Here is a 19,683-nt window from a genome sequence, read left to right on the forward strand (position 1 = left end):
CATGAATCCTGACTCCATCACCATCGAAGAAAAGCTAGAGCACATTGCGGGAAAAACCTGCCTGGTGACCGGCTGCGCAGGCTTCGTGGGCAGCCACCTGACCCAGAGCCTGCTCGACATGGGGCATCGCGTCATCGGCGTGGACAATTTCTTCTCCGGCAAGCCGGAAAACATGCAACCCTTCATCACGCATGAGCGCTTCCTTTTCGTCGAGCGCTCCATCGCCGAGCCCATGCTGTTCGAGGAGCTCTTCAATGAGCATGCCCCGATCCGCGCGGTCTTCCATCTGGCGGCCATCGTGAGCGTGCCCTACTCCATGAACCACGCCGACGAGACGTACGACATCAACTTCCTTGCCACAGAGCGGCTGCTCGCGGCGGCGGAAAAGCACGGCGCCACGCGCCTGGTCTTTGCCGGGTCCGCGGCGGAATACGGCACCGAGGACCGCATGCCCGTCAAGGAGATATACGCGAACGACGATACCCTCCAGCTAAGCCCCTACGGCACCGCAAAGTACCTGTCCACCCGCGCGGTCAGCACCAGCCCAATCGGCGTCTCGCTGCGCTTCTTCAACATCTTCGGCCCGCGCCAGGATCCGTCCAGCCCCTACAGCGGCGTCATCTCCAAGTTCATGTCCCAGGCGCTGACCGACCAGTCCCTGACCATTTTCGGCGATGGCCAGCAGACGCGCGACTTCGTGTATGTGCACGACGTGGTGCTCGCCTACCTGACGGCGGCCGGGATGATCGGGGAGAAACTCCTGCCTAGCGGCGTGTACAACATCGGCACCGGCAAGGCCGTGAAGATCGTCGGACTGGCGCGCATCGTGCTCATCCTGTCGGACAAGCCCAACGCCATCGTGCTGGACATCGGGCCGACCGAGAACCTCATGGTTGGGGGCGATCCGGTCTGCCTGTTCTATCCCTCGCGCGAGGGTGACATCGTGCACTCTGTGGCGGACATATGCGAGATGACGACCAAGTCCGACTGGAAGGCGGAAACTGTGCTGAGCGTGGGCCTGGCACGGACCATCGCCTGGTACCGGCAGGAGCTGGCCAAGGCTCAGGCCGCAAAGACGAGCGACTAGGGCAAGAGGCTAGTTCAGGAAAGAGAAGATGGCGTGCGCCCACTGCATGGATTCGGTGTAGCAGGCAGCCACCACCACGGGGTCGATCCCCAGGGCCTCGAAACGCGACGAAAGATCATCCCATTCGGCGCGCTCAAAACTGTGCACCAACTGAAGCCAGGGGACCAGGGGGGTAGGCTTCAGGCACAGGGTATCCTTGAGCTCCTGGTCCAGCGGCAGCGAGCCGACAATGTCAATCATCTGCATGTCGAAGATGCTGTCCAGCAGCGAGAACAGCCCGAGCAGCAACATGCGCTCGGAGTTCACGCGGCGCCCGCCCGTGCGCTGGGCCGCAAGCTCCAGAAAGCGCCCGCGCTGGGCGGAGAGAAAAACCAGCTCGTTCGGCTTGTGCTTGGGCTTCATCTCCGTGATGAGCACCAGCCGGAGCCAGGTGCGCATCTGCTGCCAGCCGGCCAGGATCAGCGCGACCTTGATGGAAGAGACCTCGCGCGCGAAGCCGAAATAGGGCGAGTTCAGGAACTTGAGCAGCCGGTAACTCAGGGACACGTCCTTCTGGATGGCCTGGGCCAGGGCGCTTATGTCTGGATCCTCACGCTCAAGCATCTGCAAGATGCCGAGGCTTCCGGCGAGGCTTGACGAAACGACCTTGCTCGAGATGCGCTCCGGCTTTTGGAAGAAGAAGCCCTGAAACAGGCTGCAACCGGCGTTCTTGGCGACGGTGAAGGTCTGCACGTCCTCCACCTTTCTGGCCATGATCTGCACCGGGTGTTGCCCCTGCTGCCTGCGGACCGCCTCGAAGAGCTCATCGAGGTTGGCGCGCTGCATGTCCACGGCGATGATGTCCATCATGTTCAGCAGCGAAGCGCCCTCGACCTGGCCTGTATAGTCGCTCAGCGCCATGAGATAATTCTCCTGGCGCAGGTTCAGCAGAGTGTCATGCATGCCCGGCGCGAAGAGGGCCTCTTCGGAAAGGGTGAATACGGACCGGCCCTTGGGCAGCACTCCGGTGATGCTGGAGGATGCTGTATTGGGGTCCAGAGTGACCATCAGATAGGAGTTCGGGCTTTGCTGCCACTGGGGGCTGAGGAACGCCCTTGTGGCCACTTCCAGCATGGTCTTGTGGTCCGTCGCGCCCTGGGCGTGCTCCAGACTCTGGCGGTAGAGGATCTCATAGCCCCAGATGTTGCGCTTGATGTCAAACAGCGCCTGCCGCGCGATAAAGCCCTGGTAGAATGCCGGATCGACGGGGGGAGTCGTGTTCATTCCTGTTGCAGCTCTCTTGCAGCGCTCAAGCTCGCGCTAGACCCGTTTCTCCCCCCTTCTTCGCGTCCAGGTCCGTCAATGCGGCCGCAAGGATGAGTTCAGGGGTGTTGTTCGTTTCATCAAAGGCGCTGACGCCCATGCCGACCGGCAACGACCCGGTGACGGAAGCCACCACGCCGCCCAGGTCGCCGACCATGGTCACGATCTTTCCGCCCACGACCTTTGCGCCGACGAGCGGTGTGTTCGGCATGAGGATGATGTAGCGGCCCGGCACGTCTCCAGAGAAAAGCAGGTCGATGTTCCTGAGCAGCGTCTTCAAGGCCTTGCTGAGCTGCGTGAGGATCTCCCGCTGTTCCTCTTCTGAGTAATCAACATATCCCAGGATGTCCAGAATGATCATGGCAAGATCAGTCTTGTAGCGTCTGGCACGGGCGCACTCCTCCAAGAGCCGGGCATTCATGTAGTTGATCGTGTAGGCGCCGGTGATGTCGTCGGTGATGGTCTTGGACTTGGTGTCCGTGTAGAGCAGCGCGTTTTCCAGCGCGTCCGCGCACCAGCCGGAAAACACCTCGGCCATGCGGATGGTCTGGGAGTTGAACTTGAGGAAGGGCAGCCTCTCGATGCTGAGCACCCCGAGGACCTTGCGGCTGCTGGTCAGCAGAGGCGCGGCGATGAGGGCGTCGCCATCCGGCAGGACGCCCTTCTCGTACATCTCGAGCAGCACGTTGGCGGAGGCCACATGAGTGCTGGTGAAGGCGCGGCCGAGGAGACCGTCGTCCGGGAGAAGGCTCTCCGGGCGCGTGCGGTTTTGCAGCTCGCCGTGCACGGCCTTGAGCTTCAGTTGGCCGTCCTCAAAAAGATAGATGGAGCTCGCCTCCGCGCCCAGGAACTTGGCCACCATGTCCAGTGCCGCCGGATAGAGTTCGCCCTCGCTCAGCGAGCGCAGCGCCTGGGCCGTCTCGTGCATGGTGGTCAGGGTCTGCTCCTGGGACAGGATGCGCGTGTCGACCTCCTGCTTGGCCTTGACAACGGCGTCGTAGCGCTCGCGCAGCTTGTCGAAGGTTTCCTTGAGTTCCTCGTGCTCGTCCAGCAAGGCCTCGTAGCGGCTCTTGATGGTCTGGCTGATCTCGCCCAGGGTGCAGCCAACAGCGATGAAGAGGACAGGCTCGCCCAGGAGCAGCTTCCACAGCTCATAGATTGTGGTGCCTTGCCGCCCGATGATGGAAAGCCCGATGGCCAGCGCCGCGGAGACGATGCCGCTGAACAGCCCGGCCAGAAAGCCGTAGCGCGACGCCAGCAGCAGCACCACCGCCCAGTACGGATGCGGGCTGACCCCCACAAAGCCCAGATTGGCACGGAACCACATGACGTTCACGGCAGTGATCAACGCAAAGCCGAGCAGGGCCTCGACAATGTAGCCCATGGACGATGATTTCCCCGGGCGTGCGATCAGACGATTCCTGTCCATACTGCTACCACACCCAATAGAACTTCGCGCTGTAAGTGCTCGACTCGCCGCCGCCGGTGGTGTCGGCCTCGCTGGCGTAATCCCAGCCGATCTCCAGGCGCATGCGCTGCACGGGCCTGAAGGTGAACTTGGGGCTCAGCTGCACGGCCTCGACCTTGCGCTTGTAGTCGTGCTTGATGCCGCCGCTCACGGAGCCCTCCAGCCAGGAGAAGAACGGATAGCTAACCGTCAGAGTGCCGCCGTGGCTCTCCTCGCGACGGAGCAGGTCAAAGGGGATCTCGACGTTGGGCTGCGACTCGGCGCGCTGGTACGTGTAGGTCGCATAGACGTCGGGACGCGTCCAGAGGCGCCTGGTCAGGCTGGCTGTGCCTTCCCAGCGGTAGCCCGCGTCGTCCAGGTCGCTCAGCCGATAGGAATCCCTGGTGTATCCGGCGTAGGCAACCCAGACATCACGGAAGGGAACCTCATATTCGGCCTGGAAGCGATCCCTGGAGCCACGCAGGGGCACGGCGTCCATGTTGTCGTACCAGGGGGCGTGGAAGGTGAAGCTTGCCCTGGCCCGGCCATAGCGCTCGAAGTTGTATCGCGCCCCGACCATCGGCGAGAGGCCGTCGCCCAGCCCGAGGTAGCTTTGCAGGCCCACGTCGAGGGTGATGCTGCGGTTGAATTCATGCTCGATGCGCGCGCCAAAGGCGCTCAGATCCTCGCGAATGCCGTTCACGTCATCCGGGCGCGAGAGGTGCACCTGGTTGTAGTCGATGAACAGGCGGGTGTGGTCGCCCGTCTGGGCGGACCAGCCAGTGGACCATGTGGTGGTCTGGGTCTTCTTGCCCTGGTCGTACAAGCTCACGCCGGCCTCGAACCTGGGCCGCTTCTCCAGCAGCATCCCGTGCAGGGCGTCCTTGGCGGCCTGGTTGTCAGGATCAAGCTCCAGCACCTGCGAGAAGGCCTGGATGGCGCCGTTGATGTCACGACTGGCCTGGCGCTGCACGGCAAGATCGCTCCACAGGCCGGTGTCGCTGGGATTGCCGCGCATGGCGCGCTCGAGAATGTCGAGCCCGTACTGGGGCTTTTCCAGCTCGGCGTAGAGTCCGGCCTCGATGCGTTCGGAACGCGAGGTGCTCCCGAACTTCTTGCGGAACTTGACCAGCTCGAACAGCGTGCGCTCGTACTGGGCGTTGGCGACCAGGGTCTCCAGAAAGTCCTCGTAGACCTCCACGTCGTTTGGATATTCCAGCCGCAACTGCTCGTACAAGGCAAGGCTCTTTGGGAAATCACCCTGGCGGCTCAGAATGCGCGCCTCCATGAGCGCCATCTGGCGTTCCGTGAGGGGCTCGTCCTGGTCGCGCACGGCGCGCTGGGCCGTTGCGTTCGCCTGGGCCGTTGCCTGCGTGGGCGATGGCGCCCCTGTTAAAGTCGGCTCCATGGCCGGAGCTTCCGCCGTGGCCGGGACCTGGGCCAGCGCCAGCGCCTGCCAGGTCAACACAAGCAGAACGGCCATGGTGCGGATATGCGAGCGGGTCATTGGGGCACGCTCCTTGCGGCGTTTTTGCCTGCCGCCCTGGCCTGCCTGGCCTGGCGGATGAGGCTCAATGTCTTCTTGTATTCCCCGGAGGCCTCGCCTTCGCGGTCAGTCGAGAAATACAGCTCGCCCAACTGGTAGCGGGCTTCGATGTCCTTGGGATTCTGCACGCGGTAGTGCTCAAAGCCCTTGATGGCGCGCTCGGCGTCGTTGTTCCAGGCATGGATCTGCGCCTGGCCCTTGAGCGCGGCCCGGTTGCGCGGATCGACGCGCAGCGCGGCGGCGTAGCAGTCCATGGCGAAGTCCATGCGCTTGCTCAGCACGGCCATGTCGCCTATGGCAGCAAGCCGCACGGCGTCGGACTCATAGTCGCTCTTGAGACGGCGCATGGCCTGCTGGGTCAGCTCCAGGCGGTTCATGAGGGTGTAGGTCTGCACCAGAAGCGCGCCAGCGTCCCAGGGGATTGGCTTCATGTTCTCGAAACGCGCCAGCACCGCCAGGGCCTTCTGGCTCTGCTTGCGGTCCAGGTAGTGCTGGGCCACGAACACGGCCTCATCCTCCGTGAGCAGGCCGCGCGCGGCCAAAGGCTCCAGGGTGGCGGCCTGCCGGTCCACATAGCCCAGCCAGCCGAAGGTCTCCGCCAGCAGGCGGCGCACCTCGATATCGTCCGTCTTGAGCGCCAGCGCCCGCTCCAGGTACGGCAGGGCGCGCTTGGGCGCATTGGCGGCCAGGAAGGCCTCGGCGGTCTGTCTGGCCTTCTGGAGATTATGCGGCTCGCGGTCGGAGTCCTCGGCCAGGAGCGCGGCGCTCTCGCTGGTGCGCCCGGTCCACTCGGCCAGGCGCATGAAGTTCTCCCGCGCCTTCCTGTCCTTGGGATTCTGGCGGTAGATCTCTGCGTAGATGCGGAAGGCGTCGTTGTCCTTGCCCGCCTCCTCGGCGTAGCCCGCGGCGAGCTTCAGCAGGGCCTTGTCGCCGGGGTAGGCCGTGAGCAGCCTTTCCACCACGCCGAAGGCCAGGTCCGGGGCTTCGCGCCAGGAGTGCACCTGGGCCAGCTTGAGCGCGGTGGCGCGGTCGCCTGGGCTGCGGGCCAGATAACGCTGGTACACCGTGGCCGCGCCCTTGAGTTCGCCGTTGTCCGCCAGCATGTCGGCTACTTCGAGCAGCAGCGCAGTGTCCGCGAAGTCCGGCCGCTCGATGAGGGCCAGCACCTCGCGCATGGTGGCCGGGTTGTTGGTCTGCGACGCGGCCTGCACGGCCTTGCGGATGAGCACCGGGTCTCCGCCGGAGTTGGCGGCAAGGGAACGCAAGATCCCCCAGGCCTCCACCGGGCGGTTCACGTCCAGCCAGGCGTCGGCCAGCTTCATGCCGACCACGGAATCACTCTGGGCCATGTCCTTCACGGCAAGCGCCGCGCCCGCCACGGCCTCGGGACTTCTTGTGCCGCCAGCGGCGTCGAGCAGCAGGTTGGCCTCGCCCACCGTGCCAACGGGCAGCGGCTGCAGCATGGCGTAGGCCTCGGGGGCCCGGTTGGACGCGAGCAGCGCCTCGCCCAGCAGGCGCCTGGCGTCCGTGTTGGCGGGGTCGAGCTCGATGACGCGCTGCAGATGCTTCACCGCGTCGAGCGGCAGGTTGGCGTTCAAAGCCATCTCGGCCAGGCCGCGCAGCAGGTTGGCGTCGTTCGGCCTCTCCTTGACCAGATCGGACATAAGCTGCGCGGCTGGTTTCTCGGCGCCATAACCGCCAAGGGCCACGGCCACGGCCAGGCGCGAGTTGGCGCCGCCGTCCTGCTGGTCGAGAAGCGTGGCCAGTTGCACGGCCTCCTGCGTCAGCCCGCCGCGAACGAACAGCTCCAGGGAGTCGTTGACGAAAATAATCTCAATCTGCGCGGTGGCTGCCCCTTCCAGGACATTCTCCAAATAGCCGCGCCGGAGGTTGTAGGCGTCAACCAGGAGGGCGCGGGCCACGGCGTCGTCATTTTTGGAGACATCGGCGGAAAGGGCCTCAAGCACCCTGCTGATCAGCTGCAAGGGCTTCCTGCTGGCGATCTCCTTGGCCACCACGACCTTGTCCAGCGGGATGAGGCGCTGCACGGTCGTGTACATGGCCTCGCGGTCGCCCTGGTAGGTGTAGTTCGAAAGCAGATGCAGCAAGACCTCGCGCCGGTTGGCGTAGGTTTCGGGCTTGCGCTCGTTCAGCTCGGGCATGACCTGGAGCGCGGCCTCCATGCTCTCGTTGGCTTCCTGGGGATGCCCAGCCCATTCCTGCCATTCGGCCAGGCGCAGGATCAATTCCTTCCGGCCGGGCCGAAGCTGCATGACCTTTTTCAAGAGGTCGATGGCCTTTTCCACCTCGCCGTCGGAGTGGGCGAGCTCGGCCGCGTCCATGATCAGGTCAGGATCATTGGGATGCATGGCCAGCAGCCGTCCCAGCATGACCCTGGCCAGGGCCGCCTTGTTGTCGTTGATGTAGATGGAAATGAGCGTGCGCGGGCCTGGAAACACCAGCCACGTAGCCCCCACGATGAGGACGACGAAAAGGATGGTCTGCCAGGCGCTTATCTTCATGGCGCGGCAACCTCCAGATTCCCGCTGCGCAGGCCAGCAATGTCGACGAAACCGGCGGCATCGACGCGCGCGTTGGCGGGCTTGGCCAGTGCGGTTCCGCTGGCCTGCAGCGTTGCGCCGGGCGCAAACCCCGCCAGACGGATGCGACCCGCTGCGCCGAAGCCGTTGTAGCCCAGCGACACCCTGCCCTTGCCCGGCCTGAAGTCCGAGACATGGCCCGTGGCCTCGGCCAGATACGGCAACGGCTCGGGCTTGCCCGTCCTCGGCTCGAAGGACAGCACGGCCCTGTCCGCCCCAGGCGCCAGGGACACGTACAGCCCCTCCTTCTGCCGGGAATACCCCAGGACGTTCTGCGAGCGCTCCAGGTTGGGCGCTGGCGCGTCGGCGTCCAGACGCAGGGTCAGGCTCTTGCCATAGTTCTCGATGTGATAGACTCCAGGCCCTGCGCGCAGGACGCGGACCTTGATGTAGTCGCGCGCGGCCTCCAGGTACTGGGTGGTGAACACCGGGGCCAGCGGCAGGGTCATGACGAAGCCGTACACGTCTTCCAAGGCCCGCACCGAGGCCTCGTGCTCTCCGCTGAAGAAGTGGTAGTAGATGTCGATGGGCTTGAGCCGCCTGGGCGAGCCAGTGCGCTTTATGGTCTCGATGACCGCGCGGTAGCCGTAGAACGGCCCGGTCCAGAGATTGGTCATGACGTTCTCGTTGGCCATGGCCGTGAACATCTGCACCCTGTTTCCCACCACACGGAACATGGGCGAGACGCTGGACAAGGAGTTGCTCCGCTGGTCCAGCATGGTGTCGCCGCCGTTGATGTTGAACAGGCCCTGGTCGTCGACGCGGGCGATCTGCTGCGCCGTGGGCAAGCAGTCGCCCGACCACTGGAGCAGGCGGCAGGGCTTGTCCGGCGGGCTGAGCGAGCTGACGAACCGCATGGACCCGTCGATCTCCTGGGCCAGATTGAAGGTATACCCAGGGATCTTGTAGGGGAACCGGTTCTCGTACCTGGTCTTTGTCTTGCCCTTCTCGTTCCAATAAAACGGATGCGAATACGTGTGGCTTCCCGGCTCGACGTTGGGCATGCGGAACAGTTCCCGCGCAACGTCCTGGGCCTGCCTAGCGCGCTTGGAGTCGGTGGCGATCTTGGGGTCCACGTCTGCCACGATGAGCGAGAGGGTCACCGGAAAGTTGACGCGCTTGTAGATGCGGTCGCGCAGGACCTCGGCGCACATCTGCTTGCTGCCCACCTGCGAATACCCGGCGAAGCCGTCGGCATCCACATGGGAGAAGGCCATGCGCAGGCCGTTCAGCGTTGTCACGTCCGGGACGGGGATGTTGCGCCCCTTGAGACCGAAGCAATCCGCCACGAAGGCGAAGGGATCCAGGTACCACTTCCGGCGGTTGTCGCCTGTGGACTCCTCCCAGTAGATATGATGCTCCGCAGCGAACCCGCCGGATGCGCCGACGAACACGGCAGGATACTCCTTGCCGGGACGAGCCGGGTGCTTCAGGCTCGCGTAGACCTTGAGGTCGGGGCTCTTCTGCTCGAAAAAGCTGGTGACGACGGGCTGCGGCGGCAGCCGACGCTCGAAGTCCATGAGGCCCGGCGCCTTGTGGGCGTAGCGAAAGGCGCGCTGATCCAGACCCAGCAGGCTGGACGGGGCCACGCCAAGCTGCGCGAACACCGCGCGCGAAAGCTGGTCCACATCGGCGAAGTCGGCCCCCTGGGCCAGAGACACGCCGAGATGCCCGAGAATCATGACGCGCTTGCCCGCCTTGAGCTGCCTGAGCAGCCAGGGCAGATAGGGCCGTGGCTTGCGCACCGCGTTCTGGCCGAGGGTCGTGACCACGCCAAGGGTGTCGGACATGGCCGCGTCATCCGGCAGCGCCTGCGAGTTGATGTCCTGGAAATAGGGTACGAGGCCGTAGTAGTCGAAGACCATCTGGAAGCCCTGGTGCACGATGTTGTCGTCAGGGCCGGCCCCTGCGGAGCCGTCGTACAGCACGAGCACCCTGCGCGGCACAAGCTCCGGCGCCGCGGGCGCAGTCTTGCCGCCCGCCTTGGCCGCCAGGGCGCAAAGGGGAAGCAGGGCCAGCGCGAACAGGCAGAGGAGGCTAGCGGTCCAGCGTGTGATAGAACACCTGGTCCAGCGCAAGCGTGCTGACATAGGGCACAAATCCTTTGCTGCGTGAATAGTCGATTGCCTCTTTAATGCGGGCCTTCTGGTCCGGTTTCGCGTAGTCGAGGGTCAGCACGGTCAGCTCCGGGTTGGCGGCAAGCCCCCGGCGCGCCGCGGCAACCAGGGCCTGTTGCACCTGCTTGGGTACAGCACGGTACTCCTTCTTCTCAAAGTCGTACTCGAACGAGAGATCTTCAATCAAAAGCGAATTGATGATGGGCGCGGCGTCCGGCAGGAGGTCGAGCCCCCGGTTCATGCAGATGTGAATGTCCGGGAAGCGCTCCCTGATCGTGCGCAGGAAGCCGAGGATGCTCGCGCGCATGCCCTCGTACTTGGCCGCGTCCTTGCCCTCGGCCAGGGCCATGGCCGAGTCGATGGTGTCGAGGAAGATGCCGTCGAAGCCCTGGGCCAGCACCTTGGGGATGACCAGATCGAGCAGGATGCCCTGCCACTTGGGGCTGCGCATGTCGATGATGAGCGAGCCCCAGTTCTCGTTCTTCCCGGCGATGAAGCTCTGGTGCTGGGCAAGCATCCAGGTGGGGCTGGACGGATCTGACTCGCCGACGGTGACGTAGCCGAGCAGCAGCGGTTTGCCCGGCTCCTTGCGCTCCAGCGGCGGGTGCTTCATGCCGTCCAGCACCACCAGATCGAAGCGTCCGTAGTGCGCAGGCCCGAAGTCGGTGCCGTAGTAGCACAGCCAATTCCTGTAGCGCGGGGCCTGGGCGCCCTGCGCGTCGTGAGCGGCGACGGGCAGCAGTCCCGCCAGCGTAAGCAGCAGCGTACAGAGCAGATGGCGCCTGATCATGTCGACTTCTCCACCGTTCCGGCTACTTCAACTTCGAGGCCAGGGTCTTGACCATGTCTGAGCAGACCATATGCGCCAGCGAACTGAGCGAGGTGCGACCCGAGTACATGGAGCCGGTGGCGGTGACGCTCTCGGCCCAGAGGATGCGCGTCTCGGGGATGTCCAACATTTTGACGGAGATGCCCACCACGGGATCCTCGTCCACGCCCTTCTTGTAGCGGTACTCGGTCACAGCGCCATAGATGACTGTGTCCACACCCAGCGAACGGCCGACCTTGGCGGCGGCGGACTTCTCCAGCACCTCCTCCACCTCGATCTTGCCGCTGGACAGATGCTCCATCATTTCGGAACGTTCAAGCATCCTGAAGTCCGTCTGGGCGATGATCTCCGTGCTCAAGAGCTCGCCCACGATGCGGCCCGCGTTGGGCATGGAGGTCAGGTTCACCAGAGGCAGCACGACGACTTTGCGCGCACGCGAGTTCAACTGGGCCTGGTCGAGCGCCGTGGTGCGCTGGATCGTGCCACAACCAGTGACAAGGAACAGAGACAGTACGAGTAAACAGATGGCCCGCCGCATAATGAAACCCTCCGAATGAAATCTACATCAAATTATATTCCAGGCATTTGCAGTCAACCAAATGCCCAAGCTGGTGAACCCGTTTCCACCGGATCACGCCCTATTGCCATCGACCAATAAAATCAAAACATCACCAATAACTATTAATCGGTCTGGTCCTTTCAAAGATTTAGATGCACGGGATACGTATCCGCGCACTTCTTCAGGCAAAATCTGCCCGCTCAATTTTTTCTCAAATAAGCACGAAGCATGCCATGTATAGGATGTGGTTCTGCAAGCAGGAGGAGACACACGCCTCGTGGCTCTACAGAAAGCATCAGGATTTCGCAACCGTCATAGAAATTTTCAATACTGCAGGATCGTCTCATTTGCTCGCCAGCAGGCAAAGACAAATCAAATGAATTCGTGCCGACAGGTCCTGTGCGACAAAAGGTTGGGATAATGTCGGTTCGCATGCAAAAATTTCTTGCCAACGCAGGGGGGCTTGGATTAGACAATCCTTCCCTGTGGGCGATTAACTCAGCGGTTAGAGTGCCACCTTCACACGGTGGAAGTCCCGAGTTCAAATCCCGGATCGCCCACCACCGGAAATTCGGCCCTGCAATGCGGGGCCTTTTTCGTTTCAGCCCTGCGCCATTGCCCAGCAGAACCAGAGGACAACCGCCATGCGCCTCGTGCTCTACCAACCGGAGATTCCGCCCAACACCGGCAACGTCGCCCGGCTCTGCGCGGCCCTGCGCACGCCCCTGCACCTCATCGAGCCCCTTGGCTTCAAGATCGACGACAAGCACCTCAAGCGCGCGGGGCTGGACTACTGGCCCTTTGTGGACCTCTCGGTGCACCCGCACTGGGCGGCCTTCGAGTCCGCCGCCATCGCAAGCGATCCCGCAGCGCGAGTGGTGCTCACCAGCGCCCGCGCCGGCACGCCGTTGAACGAGTATGTCTTCCGCCCCGGCGACGCCATCGTGTTGGGCCAGGAGACCAAAGGCCTGCCGGACTTCCTCCACGACCTGTACCCGGACCGGGTGCGCATCCCAATCGCGTGTGAAGGCGTGCGCAGCCTGAACATGTCCACCGCCGCGGGCATCCTGCTCTTCGAGGCCCTGCGGCAAACCGGTGGATTGGCCGGCGGCCTGGGCAAGTAGCTTCCGAGCCCGCGCGTCTGCCTTGCGAATCCGCCGCCGAGCGGGTACTAAGCCCTGAACAACAATCCCAAGGAGCCCTCCATGCGCCTGCTCGTTACCGGCGGCTGCGGATTCATCGGCGCCAACTTCCTCTACGCCATGCGCGCGCGCCACCCGGAGTGGCAGCTCGTGAACCTGGACAAGCTGACCTATGCCGGCAACCTGGGCAACCTGCGCGCGCTGGAGGCAGAGGCCGGAGCGCACTACTCCTTCGTCCACGGCGACATCTGCGACCGCGAGCTGGTCACCCGCATCCTTGCGGAGCAAGGGATCGACGCGGTGGTGAACTTCGCGGCGGAGTCCCACGTGGACCGCTCCATCGACGACCCCTCGCCCTTTGTGATCACCAACGTCCTGGGCGCGCAGAACATCCTCGACTGCGCCCGGCGCGCTGGCGTTGAGCGCGTGGTCCACGTCTCCACGGACGAAGTCTACGGCAGCCTCGGCCCCACCGGGCAATTCCACGAGACCACGCCGCTTCAGCCCAACAGCCCCTACTCCGCTTCCAAGGCCGGGGCGGACATGCTGGCCCGTGCCTGCCACGAGACCTACGGACAGAACGTGGTCGTCACCCGCTGCTCCAACAACTACGGCCCGTACCAGTTCCCCGAGAAGCTCATCCCGCTCATGTACGTCAAGGCCACACGGGGAGAGGCGCTGCCCGTCTACGGCGACGGCAAGAACGTGCGCGACTGGATATTCGTGGACGACCACTGCCGGGGGGTGGAACTGGCGCTGCTGAAGGGCCGCCCTGGCGCGGTGTACAACTTCGGCGGCGCGGCGGAGATGCCCAACATAGAAGTCGTGCGCACCATTTTGCGCCTCACCGGGCAGGACGAGGGGCTCATCCGCTTCGTTACCGACCGGCCCGGCCACGACCGCCGCTACGCCATGAACTTCGACCTCGCGGCGGCGGAGCTCGGCTTCGCGCCCAGCGTGAGCTTCGCCGAGGGCATGGAACGCACCATCGCCTGGTACCGGGCCAACCCGGACTGGCTGGCCGAGGTGCAGAGCGGCGAATACCTGAAGTTCATGGACACCTGGTACAAGGAGCGCGCATGAGCCTGCCGAAACGAGTTCTCGTCCTGGGCGGCGCCAACGGCATGCTGGGCCGGGCAGTGGTGACGGCTCTGGCCAGCGCCGGTGTAGCCGCCGTGGCCGCCTCCAGCGAAGATGTGGACTATTTCGACGCCGACGACCTTGCCGACTACCTGGACGAGTTGGACGAGGACGGCGCCGAGAAAGGACTTGGGGCCGTGGACTGCATCGTCAACGCCGTGGCCTACACCCAGGTGGACAAGGCCGAGGACCAGCCAGAGGAAGCATACAAGCTCAACGCCTCCATGCCCGCGCTGGTAGGCGTCGTGGCGTTGGAGCGCCAGCTTCGGCTGGTGCACTACTCAACCGATTTCGTCTTCGACGGCAAGAAGGGGGCGCCCTACCTGCCCACGGACGACACCAATCCGCTCTCCGTCTACGGCGCGAGCAAGCTGGCGGGCGAACAGGCCCTGCTGGCGCTGGAGGTTCCGGGCCTGCTCATCCTGCGCACGGCCTGGCTCTTCGGTCCCGGCAAGATGAATTTCGTCCGGCGCATCCTGGAACTGGCGGCGGAGCGCAAGGAGCTGAAGGTCGTGGCCGACCAGTTCGGCTCGCCCACCTGCACCACGGACCTGGCCCGCATGACCGTGGAGCTTCTGGACGCGAATGCCACCGGACTTCTCCACGCCGTGAACAGTGGCGAGGCCTCCTGGCACCAGCTGGCCTCCGAGGCCGTGCGCTTGGCCGAGCTGGACTGCCGCGTGCTGCCCATCCCCACCAGCGGCTACCCCACGCGCGCCGTGCGTCCGGCCAATTCAGCGCTCGACATGGCGGACACCCTGCGGCTGCTTCGGCATCCCCCGCGCCACTGGCGAGAGGCCTTGGCCGAGTATGTGGCGAGCTTTCCGACTATCTGATGCGGGAATCTGACGCTGGCATTTGACGCGACGGTCTGGCACGGCTCTCTGGCGCGGCCTTCTGACGAGACGAGCTGGGCCGACTTGCCAAAGCCTGAGGATTATGGTTTGCAAGTGGCCATGAAGTCCTACTTTTTCCTGCCTCCTGTGCGCCAGGCCGCTGGCGGCGTCACCGTGCTGCGGCGGATGGCGTCCTTTCTCGCCGCCTCCGGGCGGGAGGCGCACCTCGTCCCGCGCGAGATGCAGGGCGAAGGTCCCGGCTGGGCCCCTTCCGAGTCCTTTGTCGAAGCGCCCATCGTGGCCTGGGACAAGCTTGCGCTCAAGTCCGGCGACCTCTGGGTCGTGCCCGAGGGCTGGGTCAACGCCCTCACCCCCGGACTGAGCGCGGGCGCGCGTTGCCTGGTGTACGTGCAGAACTGGGCGTACCTGCTCTCGGCCCTGCCCGAGGGCGTGTCCTGGCGCATGCTGCCCGTGGACTTCCTCGCCGTGTCCGATCCGGTGGCGCAGTTCGTCGCCGCCACCACGGGACGCGAAGCGCCGGTTCTCAGGCCCGGCATCGACACGAACCTGTTCAGCGCGCCAAAGCAGAAGCCCTCTGTTTCCGACGGGGTGCGCATCGCCTACATGCCACGCAAGAACAAGGCCCTGGCCAAGCAGATCCGCGAGACATTCAGCGCCCTGGACGAAAGCCTCGCCGCGCGCTGCCACTTCGTCGAGATCGCCGGAATGACGGCCCAGGGCGTGGCCGAGGCGCTGCAAAGCGCGCACATTTTCCTGGCCACGGGCTTCCCCGAGGGTTGCCCCCTGCCGCCGCTGGAGGCCATGGCCTGCGGCTGCCTGCCTGTGGGCTACATGGGCTTCGGCGGCGCGGACTACATGCGCCAGGCCATCGCGCCCGAAAGCGACCCCGCGCCTTTCGCCCCCTGGTGGCCCGTGCGCGATGTGCCCTGGGCCGCACACGGCGGCGGCAACGGCTTGTGGAGCGCCGACGCCGACATCCTGGGCGCGGCCCTGCATCTCAAGACCGCCGCCGAATGGTTTCTTTCCGGCAGCCCGCAGGTTGCACAGACCCTGGCCGCCACCCTGGCGAACGGGCGCGCCACCGCAGCGGCCTACACCCTGGACGTCCAGCGCCAAAACGTGCTGGACCTCTGGCAGCGCTACGAATCCACCTGAGCCCCTCGCACAGCATGTCAAAAAAGAACAAGCCCCCCCGCCCGGAGCCTGAAAGCCTGGCTCTGCCGCCCTGCGGCGTGGATTCCCACGCGCACCTGGACATGGTGGAGTTCGACACCGACCGCGTGGAGCTCATGGAGCGCGCCCTTTCAAGCGGCGTGGCCCGCACCGGCAACGTGTTCCTCGGCCCCGAGGCCTATCGGATGAACCGCGCCATGTTCGCAGACCGCCCGGAGATCTTCTTCATCCTCGGTGTGCACCCCGGCAATGCCGACCAGTGCCCGCCCGAGGCGGTGGAGGCCATGCGCCAGGCCTTCCGCACCGACCCGCGCCTTCGGGCCGTGGGCGAAATCGGTCTGGACTTCTACTGGGACGACCACCCGCGCGAGCTACAGGAGAGAGTGTTTCGCGCGCAGTTGGCCCTGGCGCGGGAACTCGGCCTGCCGCCGGTGATCCACTGCCGCGACGCCTTTGACGACACCATCCGCGTGCTCAAGGACGAGGGGTTTTCCGGCCGCAAGCTGCTCTGGCACTGCTTCGGCGGCGACGAGGACCAGGCCGGGATCATCCTCGGCCACGGCTGGCACGTGAGCATCCCCGGTCCCGTGAGCTACGCCAGGAACGAGGCCCTGCACCGAGCAGTTGCCGCCATTCCGCTGGAGCGCATGCTGCTTGAGACCGACTGCCCGTACCTTTCCGCCGAGCCTTGGCGCGGCAAGCGAAACCACCCTGCCCTGCTGGGCTTCACCGCCCAGGCCGTGGCCCGCATCAAGGGCATGCCCGTGGATGCGCTCTGGCGCGCCACCGGCGACAATGCCGTCGAGTTTTTCGGCCTGACAAAATCCCCCAGCTTTCAGGAGGACCACGCATGACCCCGCACATGAGCGACGCCGAACGTTTCCAGCGCCTCAAGCGCTTCTTCAACAATCGCGACAGGTTGTGCAAATGCCTGGGCATCGAGGTCACGGACATCGGGCACGGCACCGCCACCACGCGCATGGTCATCGAGGACAAGCACATGAATGGCGCGGACGTGGTGCAGGGCGGAGCCATCTTCACCCTGGCCGACCTGGCCTTCGGCGCGGCCTGCAACTCCCACGGCACGCTGGCCCTGGGCGTGAACATGAGCATCGCCTACACCAAGCCCGGCGTCAGCGGCAGCCTGACGGCCCATGCGCGCGAGACCGCAGCTGCCGGACCGCTCTCGACCTATGTGGTGGAGGTGAAGGATGACAGCGGCGAGACCATCGCCACCTTCCAGGGCACGGCCTACCGCAAGCGCGACAAGATCGACCTGTCGGCCTGGGGCTAGTTCAAGAGAAGGGAATGCGCGCTAGAGTTGCGCGGCGCGGTTCTTGGCGTTCTCTTCGGCCAGGCGTTCTGCCAGCAACGTCACAATGAAGCGGTTCACCGCGGCGGCAAGCTGCGGGGCCTTGTCTTGGATGAGCTTGAAGCGCTCCACCGAAAGCCGGTAGACCACGCAACGCTCCGTGGCGATGACCGAAGCCGAGCGAGGGGCGCTGGTGTACAGGCCCATCTCGCCGAAGACCGTGCCCGGCCCCATCTTCTTCAGGCGCAGAATCTTGCCGCCAGGCAACGCCAGCTCCACCTGCACCTTGCCCGCCTGCAGGAAATACAAGGAATCCGACTCGTCGCCCTGGCGGATGACATGCTTCTTTTTCAGCACCTCCACGCGCTCCAGGCACTTCACGAGCGTGGGCACAAGGCGCGGCTCTGGGAAGGTGGCCGCCAGCAGCTCCTCCAGGGTATCCTGGGTCTGATGCACCTCGCCCGCCTCGGACAGAAGCTGATCCTCGCAGGACTCCAGGGCGTAGTCCAGGTTCAGGTAGATGCGGCCCAGGCCAGCCTCGTCGCTCAGGCTATAGCCCAGGGCCTCCAGGTGGTCCTCCATCTCCAGGGGGACGCTGGTGAACATGAACTGAAGGCCGTTATCCTGGGCCAGATTCTCCAGTCGCCGGAAACCGTGCACGCAAGAGGCCCCAAGCCCGCTCACCGCGCCGAAATCAAGCAGGACGTACCTGAGGCCAGCCGATCCGGCGGCGTCGATGCGTTGGCGAATGAGCCGCAGCAGGCCGTAAATGCTGCCCAGGAAGAGGAAGCCCTGCAGGCGCAGAATCAGAATCTGGCCGCCGCGTTCACGCAGGATGCGGCGTTCGGAGGGCGAGCGGTCCACATTGCTGTGGAAAACGTCGCCAGTCTGGATGAGCTTGATGCCAGCGCCTTCCACTGCGCGCGCCAGGGCGACGGCCAGCCCAAGCCCCAGGCAGGCGAACACGCCGAGCACCGGGCCAAGCAGCAGGATCAGGAAGCAGGCCACCCAGGCCTTGCGCTGGTCGTCCTTGCGGGTGAGAGGGTTCCTGCTGTCGCGCAGGAGCCAGCTGACCGGCAAGGACAGCGCCGTGGCCAGAAGAATGCCCAGCGGCACGAACAGGGGGATGTGCGCCAGAAGCAGCTGGCCGCGCAGGGCAAAGGCCAGGCACACAAGCCCAACGGTGAAGCCCGCGAGCGGCCCCTTGGCGCCCAGACCACGCAGACCGAGGCTGCTCGAAAGAGACAACGTCGCTGGCAAACCGCCAAGGAAGCCGGAGCACATGCTCGCAGCGCCCACCATGCGCAGTTGCGAGTCGGGTTCGGCATCGCGGGCCAGAACAGACTCCAGAATGGTGGTGCGCAACAGCGTCGGGCCTATGGCCACCACGGCCACGGCTGCGAAGAACTCCTTGTGGTCGAGCAACGCCGCCCAGTCGATATGCGCGAGATTGTTCACGTCGAAGAGCGCCAGATAGCAGCTCTGCTCAAGGACGTTCGGCACCTTGGGAAGATGCGCGGCCAACTGTCCCAGCGCACCTCCGCCCTGCAACGACGCATAGTTCCATCCGCCGATGGCCAGAAGCGCAAGCGATAACGGCCACAGCATGCCCTTCAGGCTTGTCCGCACGACAAAGAAGACGAGGCCGAAGGCCACGGGTGGCCCCCATGCCTGAGCGTGGGTCACAAGCAGCGTGCCCATCTCGTGCGCGGGCAGGTTGAAAAGACCAGCCAGTTCCGGCGTGCCACGGGTCAAGATGAGAAACCAGGGCTTGAGCAGCAGCAGGCCAAAACCGGCCAGCATGCCGCCAAACACCTCGGCGGGCAGGAAGCGGACGCGTTCGGCAAGCCCGAAGCGCGAAGAAAAGACGCTGACCAGGCCAGTCGACAGCGATGCCAGCGCCAACGCTGCGGTCAGCGTGAGTGCGATCTGCTGCGGAGAGGCGCGGCCGTCCAAGTCGGCCCCCAGCGCGGTGAGCAGAAGCACCACGCAAAGGGTTGCTGCCGGTCCGGGCCCGCCCACTGCCACCGGTAGCCGCCCGTGCAGCGCAAAGAGCACCGACCCGAAAACGGCCGGCATCAACGTCAAAAGCAGTGCATGCGGGAAGGCGGTGGACAGGTGCGGGACGGAAAAAACGAGGAGCGCTAGGGACAGGCAGACCAGGATCTCCTGCGCACCCCCGACAAGGCCGGTGAGCAGATTAATGGCGGGGTTGCCGGCAAAAAACTGCCGGACATGGTCAAGCGCCCCCTCGGGCTTTTTGACGGCCTCAAGGGCCAGGGAGTCCGGGGAGGGCATGGGCGCGGCAGGCCGGGGCAACGCAGCGGCCGGATCATCCTCGGCCAGGTCGTCGACGCGGACGTCGTTGATATCAGGCTCGCGCGCGGGCGTAGGCGGCCGGTCCACAAGGCCGAGCTGCCCACAAGCGGGGCACTTGGCCTGGCGTCCCAGGAGCCCCTCGGGCACGGCCTGGGTGTGTCCACAGGACGCGCACTGGAACACGGCCCCTTCCGGGGCAACCGTGGACGCGCTTGCGGCCTCCTGCGTCTTCTGCTCGTCGGGCACTCAGTTC

General features: G+C 64.9%; 15 protein-coding genes and 1 tRNA gene. 8 read left to right on the forward strand and 8 right to left on the reverse strand.

From position 1 onward, the window contains the following. Position 1: 1 nt before the first annotated feature. The gene (locus tag RDU24_RS00195) at positions 2 to 1,087 is read left to right on the forward strand and encodes an NAD-dependent epimerase/dehydratase family protein (RefSeq protein WP_308733701.1); all 1,086 of its coding nucleotides are present in this window, start codon (positions 2 to 4) and stop codon (positions 1,085 to 1,087) included. Positions 1,088 to 1,096: 9 nt separating this feature from the next. Here the strand turns inward: RDU24_RS00195 and RDU24_RS00200 are convergent, their stop codons facing one another. From RDU24_RS00200 to RDU24_RS00230, 7 genes are read right to left on the reverse strand one after another with little or no spacing between them, the layout of a single operon-like run. After that, complete coding sequence (locus RDU24_RS00200; RefSeq protein ID WP_308733702.1) at positions 1,097 to 2,350, reverse strand: EAL and HDOD domain-containing protein; 1,254 nt, start codon at positions 2,348 to 2,350, stop codon at positions 1,097 to 1,099. 25 nt (positions 2,351 to 2,375) lie between these two features. After that, positions 2,376 to 3,773 (reverse strand): sensor domain-containing diguanylate cyclase, encoded by a 1,398-nt coding sequence (locus RDU24_RS00205; protein ID WP_308733703.1) that lies wholly within the window; start codon positions 3,771 to 3,773, stop codon positions 2,376 to 2,378. Between the two features lie 49 nt (positions 3,774 to 3,822). Then, positions 3,823 to 5,343 carry a tetratricopeptide repeat protein gene (locus RDU24_RS00210; RefSeq protein WP_308733704.1) on the reverse strand — a complete coding sequence of 507 codons (1,521 nt, stop codon included), beginning with the start codon at positions 5,341 to 5,343 and terminating at the stop codon, positions 3,823 to 3,825. Next, complete coding sequence (locus tag RDU24_RS00215; RefSeq protein ID WP_308733705.1) at positions 5,340 to 7,904, reverse strand: tetratricopeptide repeat protein; 2,565 nt, start codon at positions 7,902 to 7,904, stop codon at positions 5,340 to 5,342. Before RDU24_RS00215 ends, RDU24_RS00210 begins: the two co-directional genes overlap by 4 nt. Next, entirely contained in the window at positions 7,901 to 10,072 is a 2,172-nt protein-coding gene (locus RDU24_RS00220) for a polysaccharide deacetylase family protein (protein ID WP_308733706.1), read from the reverse strand. The genes RDU24_RS00215 and RDU24_RS00220 overlap by 4 nt, the downstream gene beginning before the upstream one ends. Next, positions 10,020 to 10,889, reverse strand: coding sequence for an endo alpha-1,4 polygalactosaminidase (locus tag RDU24_RS00225; protein ID WP_308733707.1), 870 nt, complete (start codon positions 10,887 to 10,889; stop codon positions 10,020 to 10,022). Before RDU24_RS00225 ends, RDU24_RS00220 begins: the two co-directional genes overlap by 53 nt. A gap of 22 nt (positions 10,890 to 10,911) precedes the next feature. Next, positions 10,912 to 11,466 carry a GNA1162 family protein gene (locus tag RDU24_RS00230; RefSeq protein WP_308733708.1) on the reverse strand — a complete coding sequence of 185 codons (555 nt, stop codon included), beginning with the start codon at positions 11,464 to 11,466 and terminating at the stop codon, positions 10,912 to 10,914. 508 nt (positions 11,467 to 11,974) lie between these two features. On the opposite strand from RDU24_RS00230, the gene RDU24_RS00235 reads away from it, so the two are divergent. The 7 genes from RDU24_RS00235 (at position 11,975) to RDU24_RS00265 (ending at position 17,093) form a co-directional block, all read left to right on the forward strand. Beyond that, positions 11,975 to 12,050 (forward strand) — tRNA-Val (locus tag RDU24_RS00235). 81 nt (positions 12,051 to 12,131) lie between these two features. Next, complete coding sequence (locus RDU24_RS00240) at positions 12,132 to 12,611, forward strand: tRNA (cytidine(34)-2'-O)-methyltransferase (protein ID WP_308733709.1); 480 nt, start codon at positions 12,132 to 12,134, stop codon at positions 12,609 to 12,611. Positions 12,612 to 12,692: 81 nt separating this feature from the next. Further along, the gene (gene rfbB, locus RDU24_RS00245; RefSeq protein ID WP_308733710.1) at positions 12,693 to 13,712 is read left to right on the forward strand and encodes a dTDP-glucose 4,6-dehydratase; all 1,020 of its coding nucleotides are present in this window, start codon (positions 12,693 to 12,695) and stop codon (positions 13,710 to 13,712) included. Next, complete coding sequence (gene rfbD, locus RDU24_RS00250) at positions 13,709 to 14,605, forward strand: dTDP-4-dehydrorhamnose reductase (protein WP_308733711.1); 897 nt, start codon at positions 13,709 to 13,711, stop codon at positions 14,603 to 14,605. Before rfbB ends, rfbD begins: the two co-directional genes overlap by 4 nt. A gap of 120 nt (positions 14,606 to 14,725) precedes the next feature. Then, positions 14,726 to 15,781: a glycosyltransferase gene (locus RDU24_RS00255; RefSeq protein WP_308733712.1), complete on the forward strand. Its 1,056-nt coding sequence runs from the start codon at positions 14,726 to 14,728 to the stop codon at positions 15,779 to 15,781. 14 nt (positions 15,782 to 15,795) lie between these two features. Then, positions 15,796 to 16,653: a TatD family hydrolase gene (locus RDU24_RS00260; protein ID WP_308733713.1), complete on the forward strand. Its 858-nt coding sequence runs from the start codon at positions 15,796 to 15,798 to the stop codon at positions 16,651 to 16,653. Further along, positions 16,650 to 17,093 (forward strand): PaaI family thioesterase, encoded by a 444-nt coding sequence (locus tag RDU24_RS00265; RefSeq protein WP_308733714.1) that lies wholly within the window; start codon positions 16,650 to 16,652, stop codon positions 17,091 to 17,093. The genes RDU24_RS00260 and RDU24_RS00265 overlap by 4 nt, the downstream gene beginning before the upstream one ends. A gap of 21 nt (positions 17,094 to 17,114) precedes the next feature. On the opposite strand, the gene RDU24_RS00270 is transcribed toward RDU24_RS00265, so the two are convergent. Further along, a complete protein-coding gene (locus RDU24_RS00270) occupies positions 17,115 to 19,676 on the reverse strand; it encodes a cyclic nucleotide-binding domain-containing protein (RefSeq protein WP_308733715.1) in 2,562 nt (853 codons plus the stop codon). Positions 19,677 to 19,683: the final 7 nt, after the last annotated feature.

Source organism: Humidesulfovibrio sp. (assembly GCF_031082295.1).
In the GTDB taxonomy this organism is placed as follows: domain Bacteria; phylum Desulfobacterota; class Desulfovibrionia; order Desulfovibrionales; family Desulfovibrionaceae; genus Humidesulfovibrio.

What these genes read in the sequence shown, in the direction of transcription:
- RDU24_RS00210 (WP_308733704.1), bottom strand. Translation starts at nt 5,343, where the DNA reads ATGACCCGCTCGCATATCCGCACCATGGCCGTTCTGCTTGTGTTGACC.
- RDU24_RS00195 (WP_308733701.1), top strand. Translation starts at nt 2, where the DNA reads ATGAATCCTGACTCCATCACCATCGAAGAAAAGCTAGAGCACATTGCG.
- rfbB (WP_308733710.1), top strand. Translation starts at nt 12,693, where the DNA reads ATGCGCCTGCTCGTTACCGGCGGCTGCGGATTCATCGGCGCCAACTTC.
- RDU24_RS00265 (WP_308733714.1), top strand. Translation starts at nt 16,650, where the DNA reads ATGACCCCGCACATGAGCGACGCCGAACGTTTCCAGCGCCTCAAGCGC.
- RDU24_RS00225 (WP_308733707.1), bottom strand. Translation starts at nt 10,889, where the DNA reads ATGATCAGGCGCCATCTGCTCTGTACGCTGCTGCTTACGCTGGCGGGA.
- RDU24_RS00260 (WP_308733713.1), top strand. Translation starts at nt 15,796, where the DNA reads ATGTCAAAAAAGAACAAGCCCCCCCGCCCGGAGCCTGAAAGCCTGGCT.
- RDU24_RS00230 (WP_308733708.1), bottom strand. Translation starts at nt 11,466, where the DNA reads ATGCGGCGGGCCATCTGTTTACTCGTACTGTCTCTGTTCCTTGTCACT.
- RDU24_RS00200 (WP_308733702.1), bottom strand. Translation starts at nt 2,350, where the DNA reads ATGAACACGACTCCCCCCGTCGATCCGGCATTCTACCAGGGCTTTATC.
- RDU24_RS00215 (WP_308733705.1), bottom strand. Translation starts at nt 7,904, where the DNA reads ATGAAGATAAGCGCCTGGCAGACCATCCTTTTCGTCGTCCTCATCGTG.
- RDU24_RS00240 (WP_308733709.1), top strand. Translation starts at nt 12,132, where the DNA reads ATGCGCCTCGTGCTCTACCAACCGGAGATTCCGCCCAACACCGGCAAC.
- rfbD (WP_308733711.1), top strand. Translation starts at nt 13,709, where the DNA reads ATGAGCCTGCCGAAACGAGTTCTCGTCCTGGGCGGCGCCAACGGCATG.
- RDU24_RS00205 (WP_308733703.1), bottom strand. Translation starts at nt 3,773, where the DNA reads ATGGGCTACATTGTCGAGGCCCTGCTCGGCTTTGCGTTGATCACTGCC.
- RDU24_RS00255 (WP_308733712.1), top strand. Translation starts at nt 14,726, where the DNA reads ATGAAGTCCTACTTTTTCCTGCCTCCTGTGCGCCAGGCCGCTGGCGGC.
- RDU24_RS00220 (WP_308733706.1), bottom strand. Translation starts at nt 10,072, where the DNA reads ATGTCAGCACGCTTGCGCTGGACCAGGTGTTCTATCACACGCTGGACC.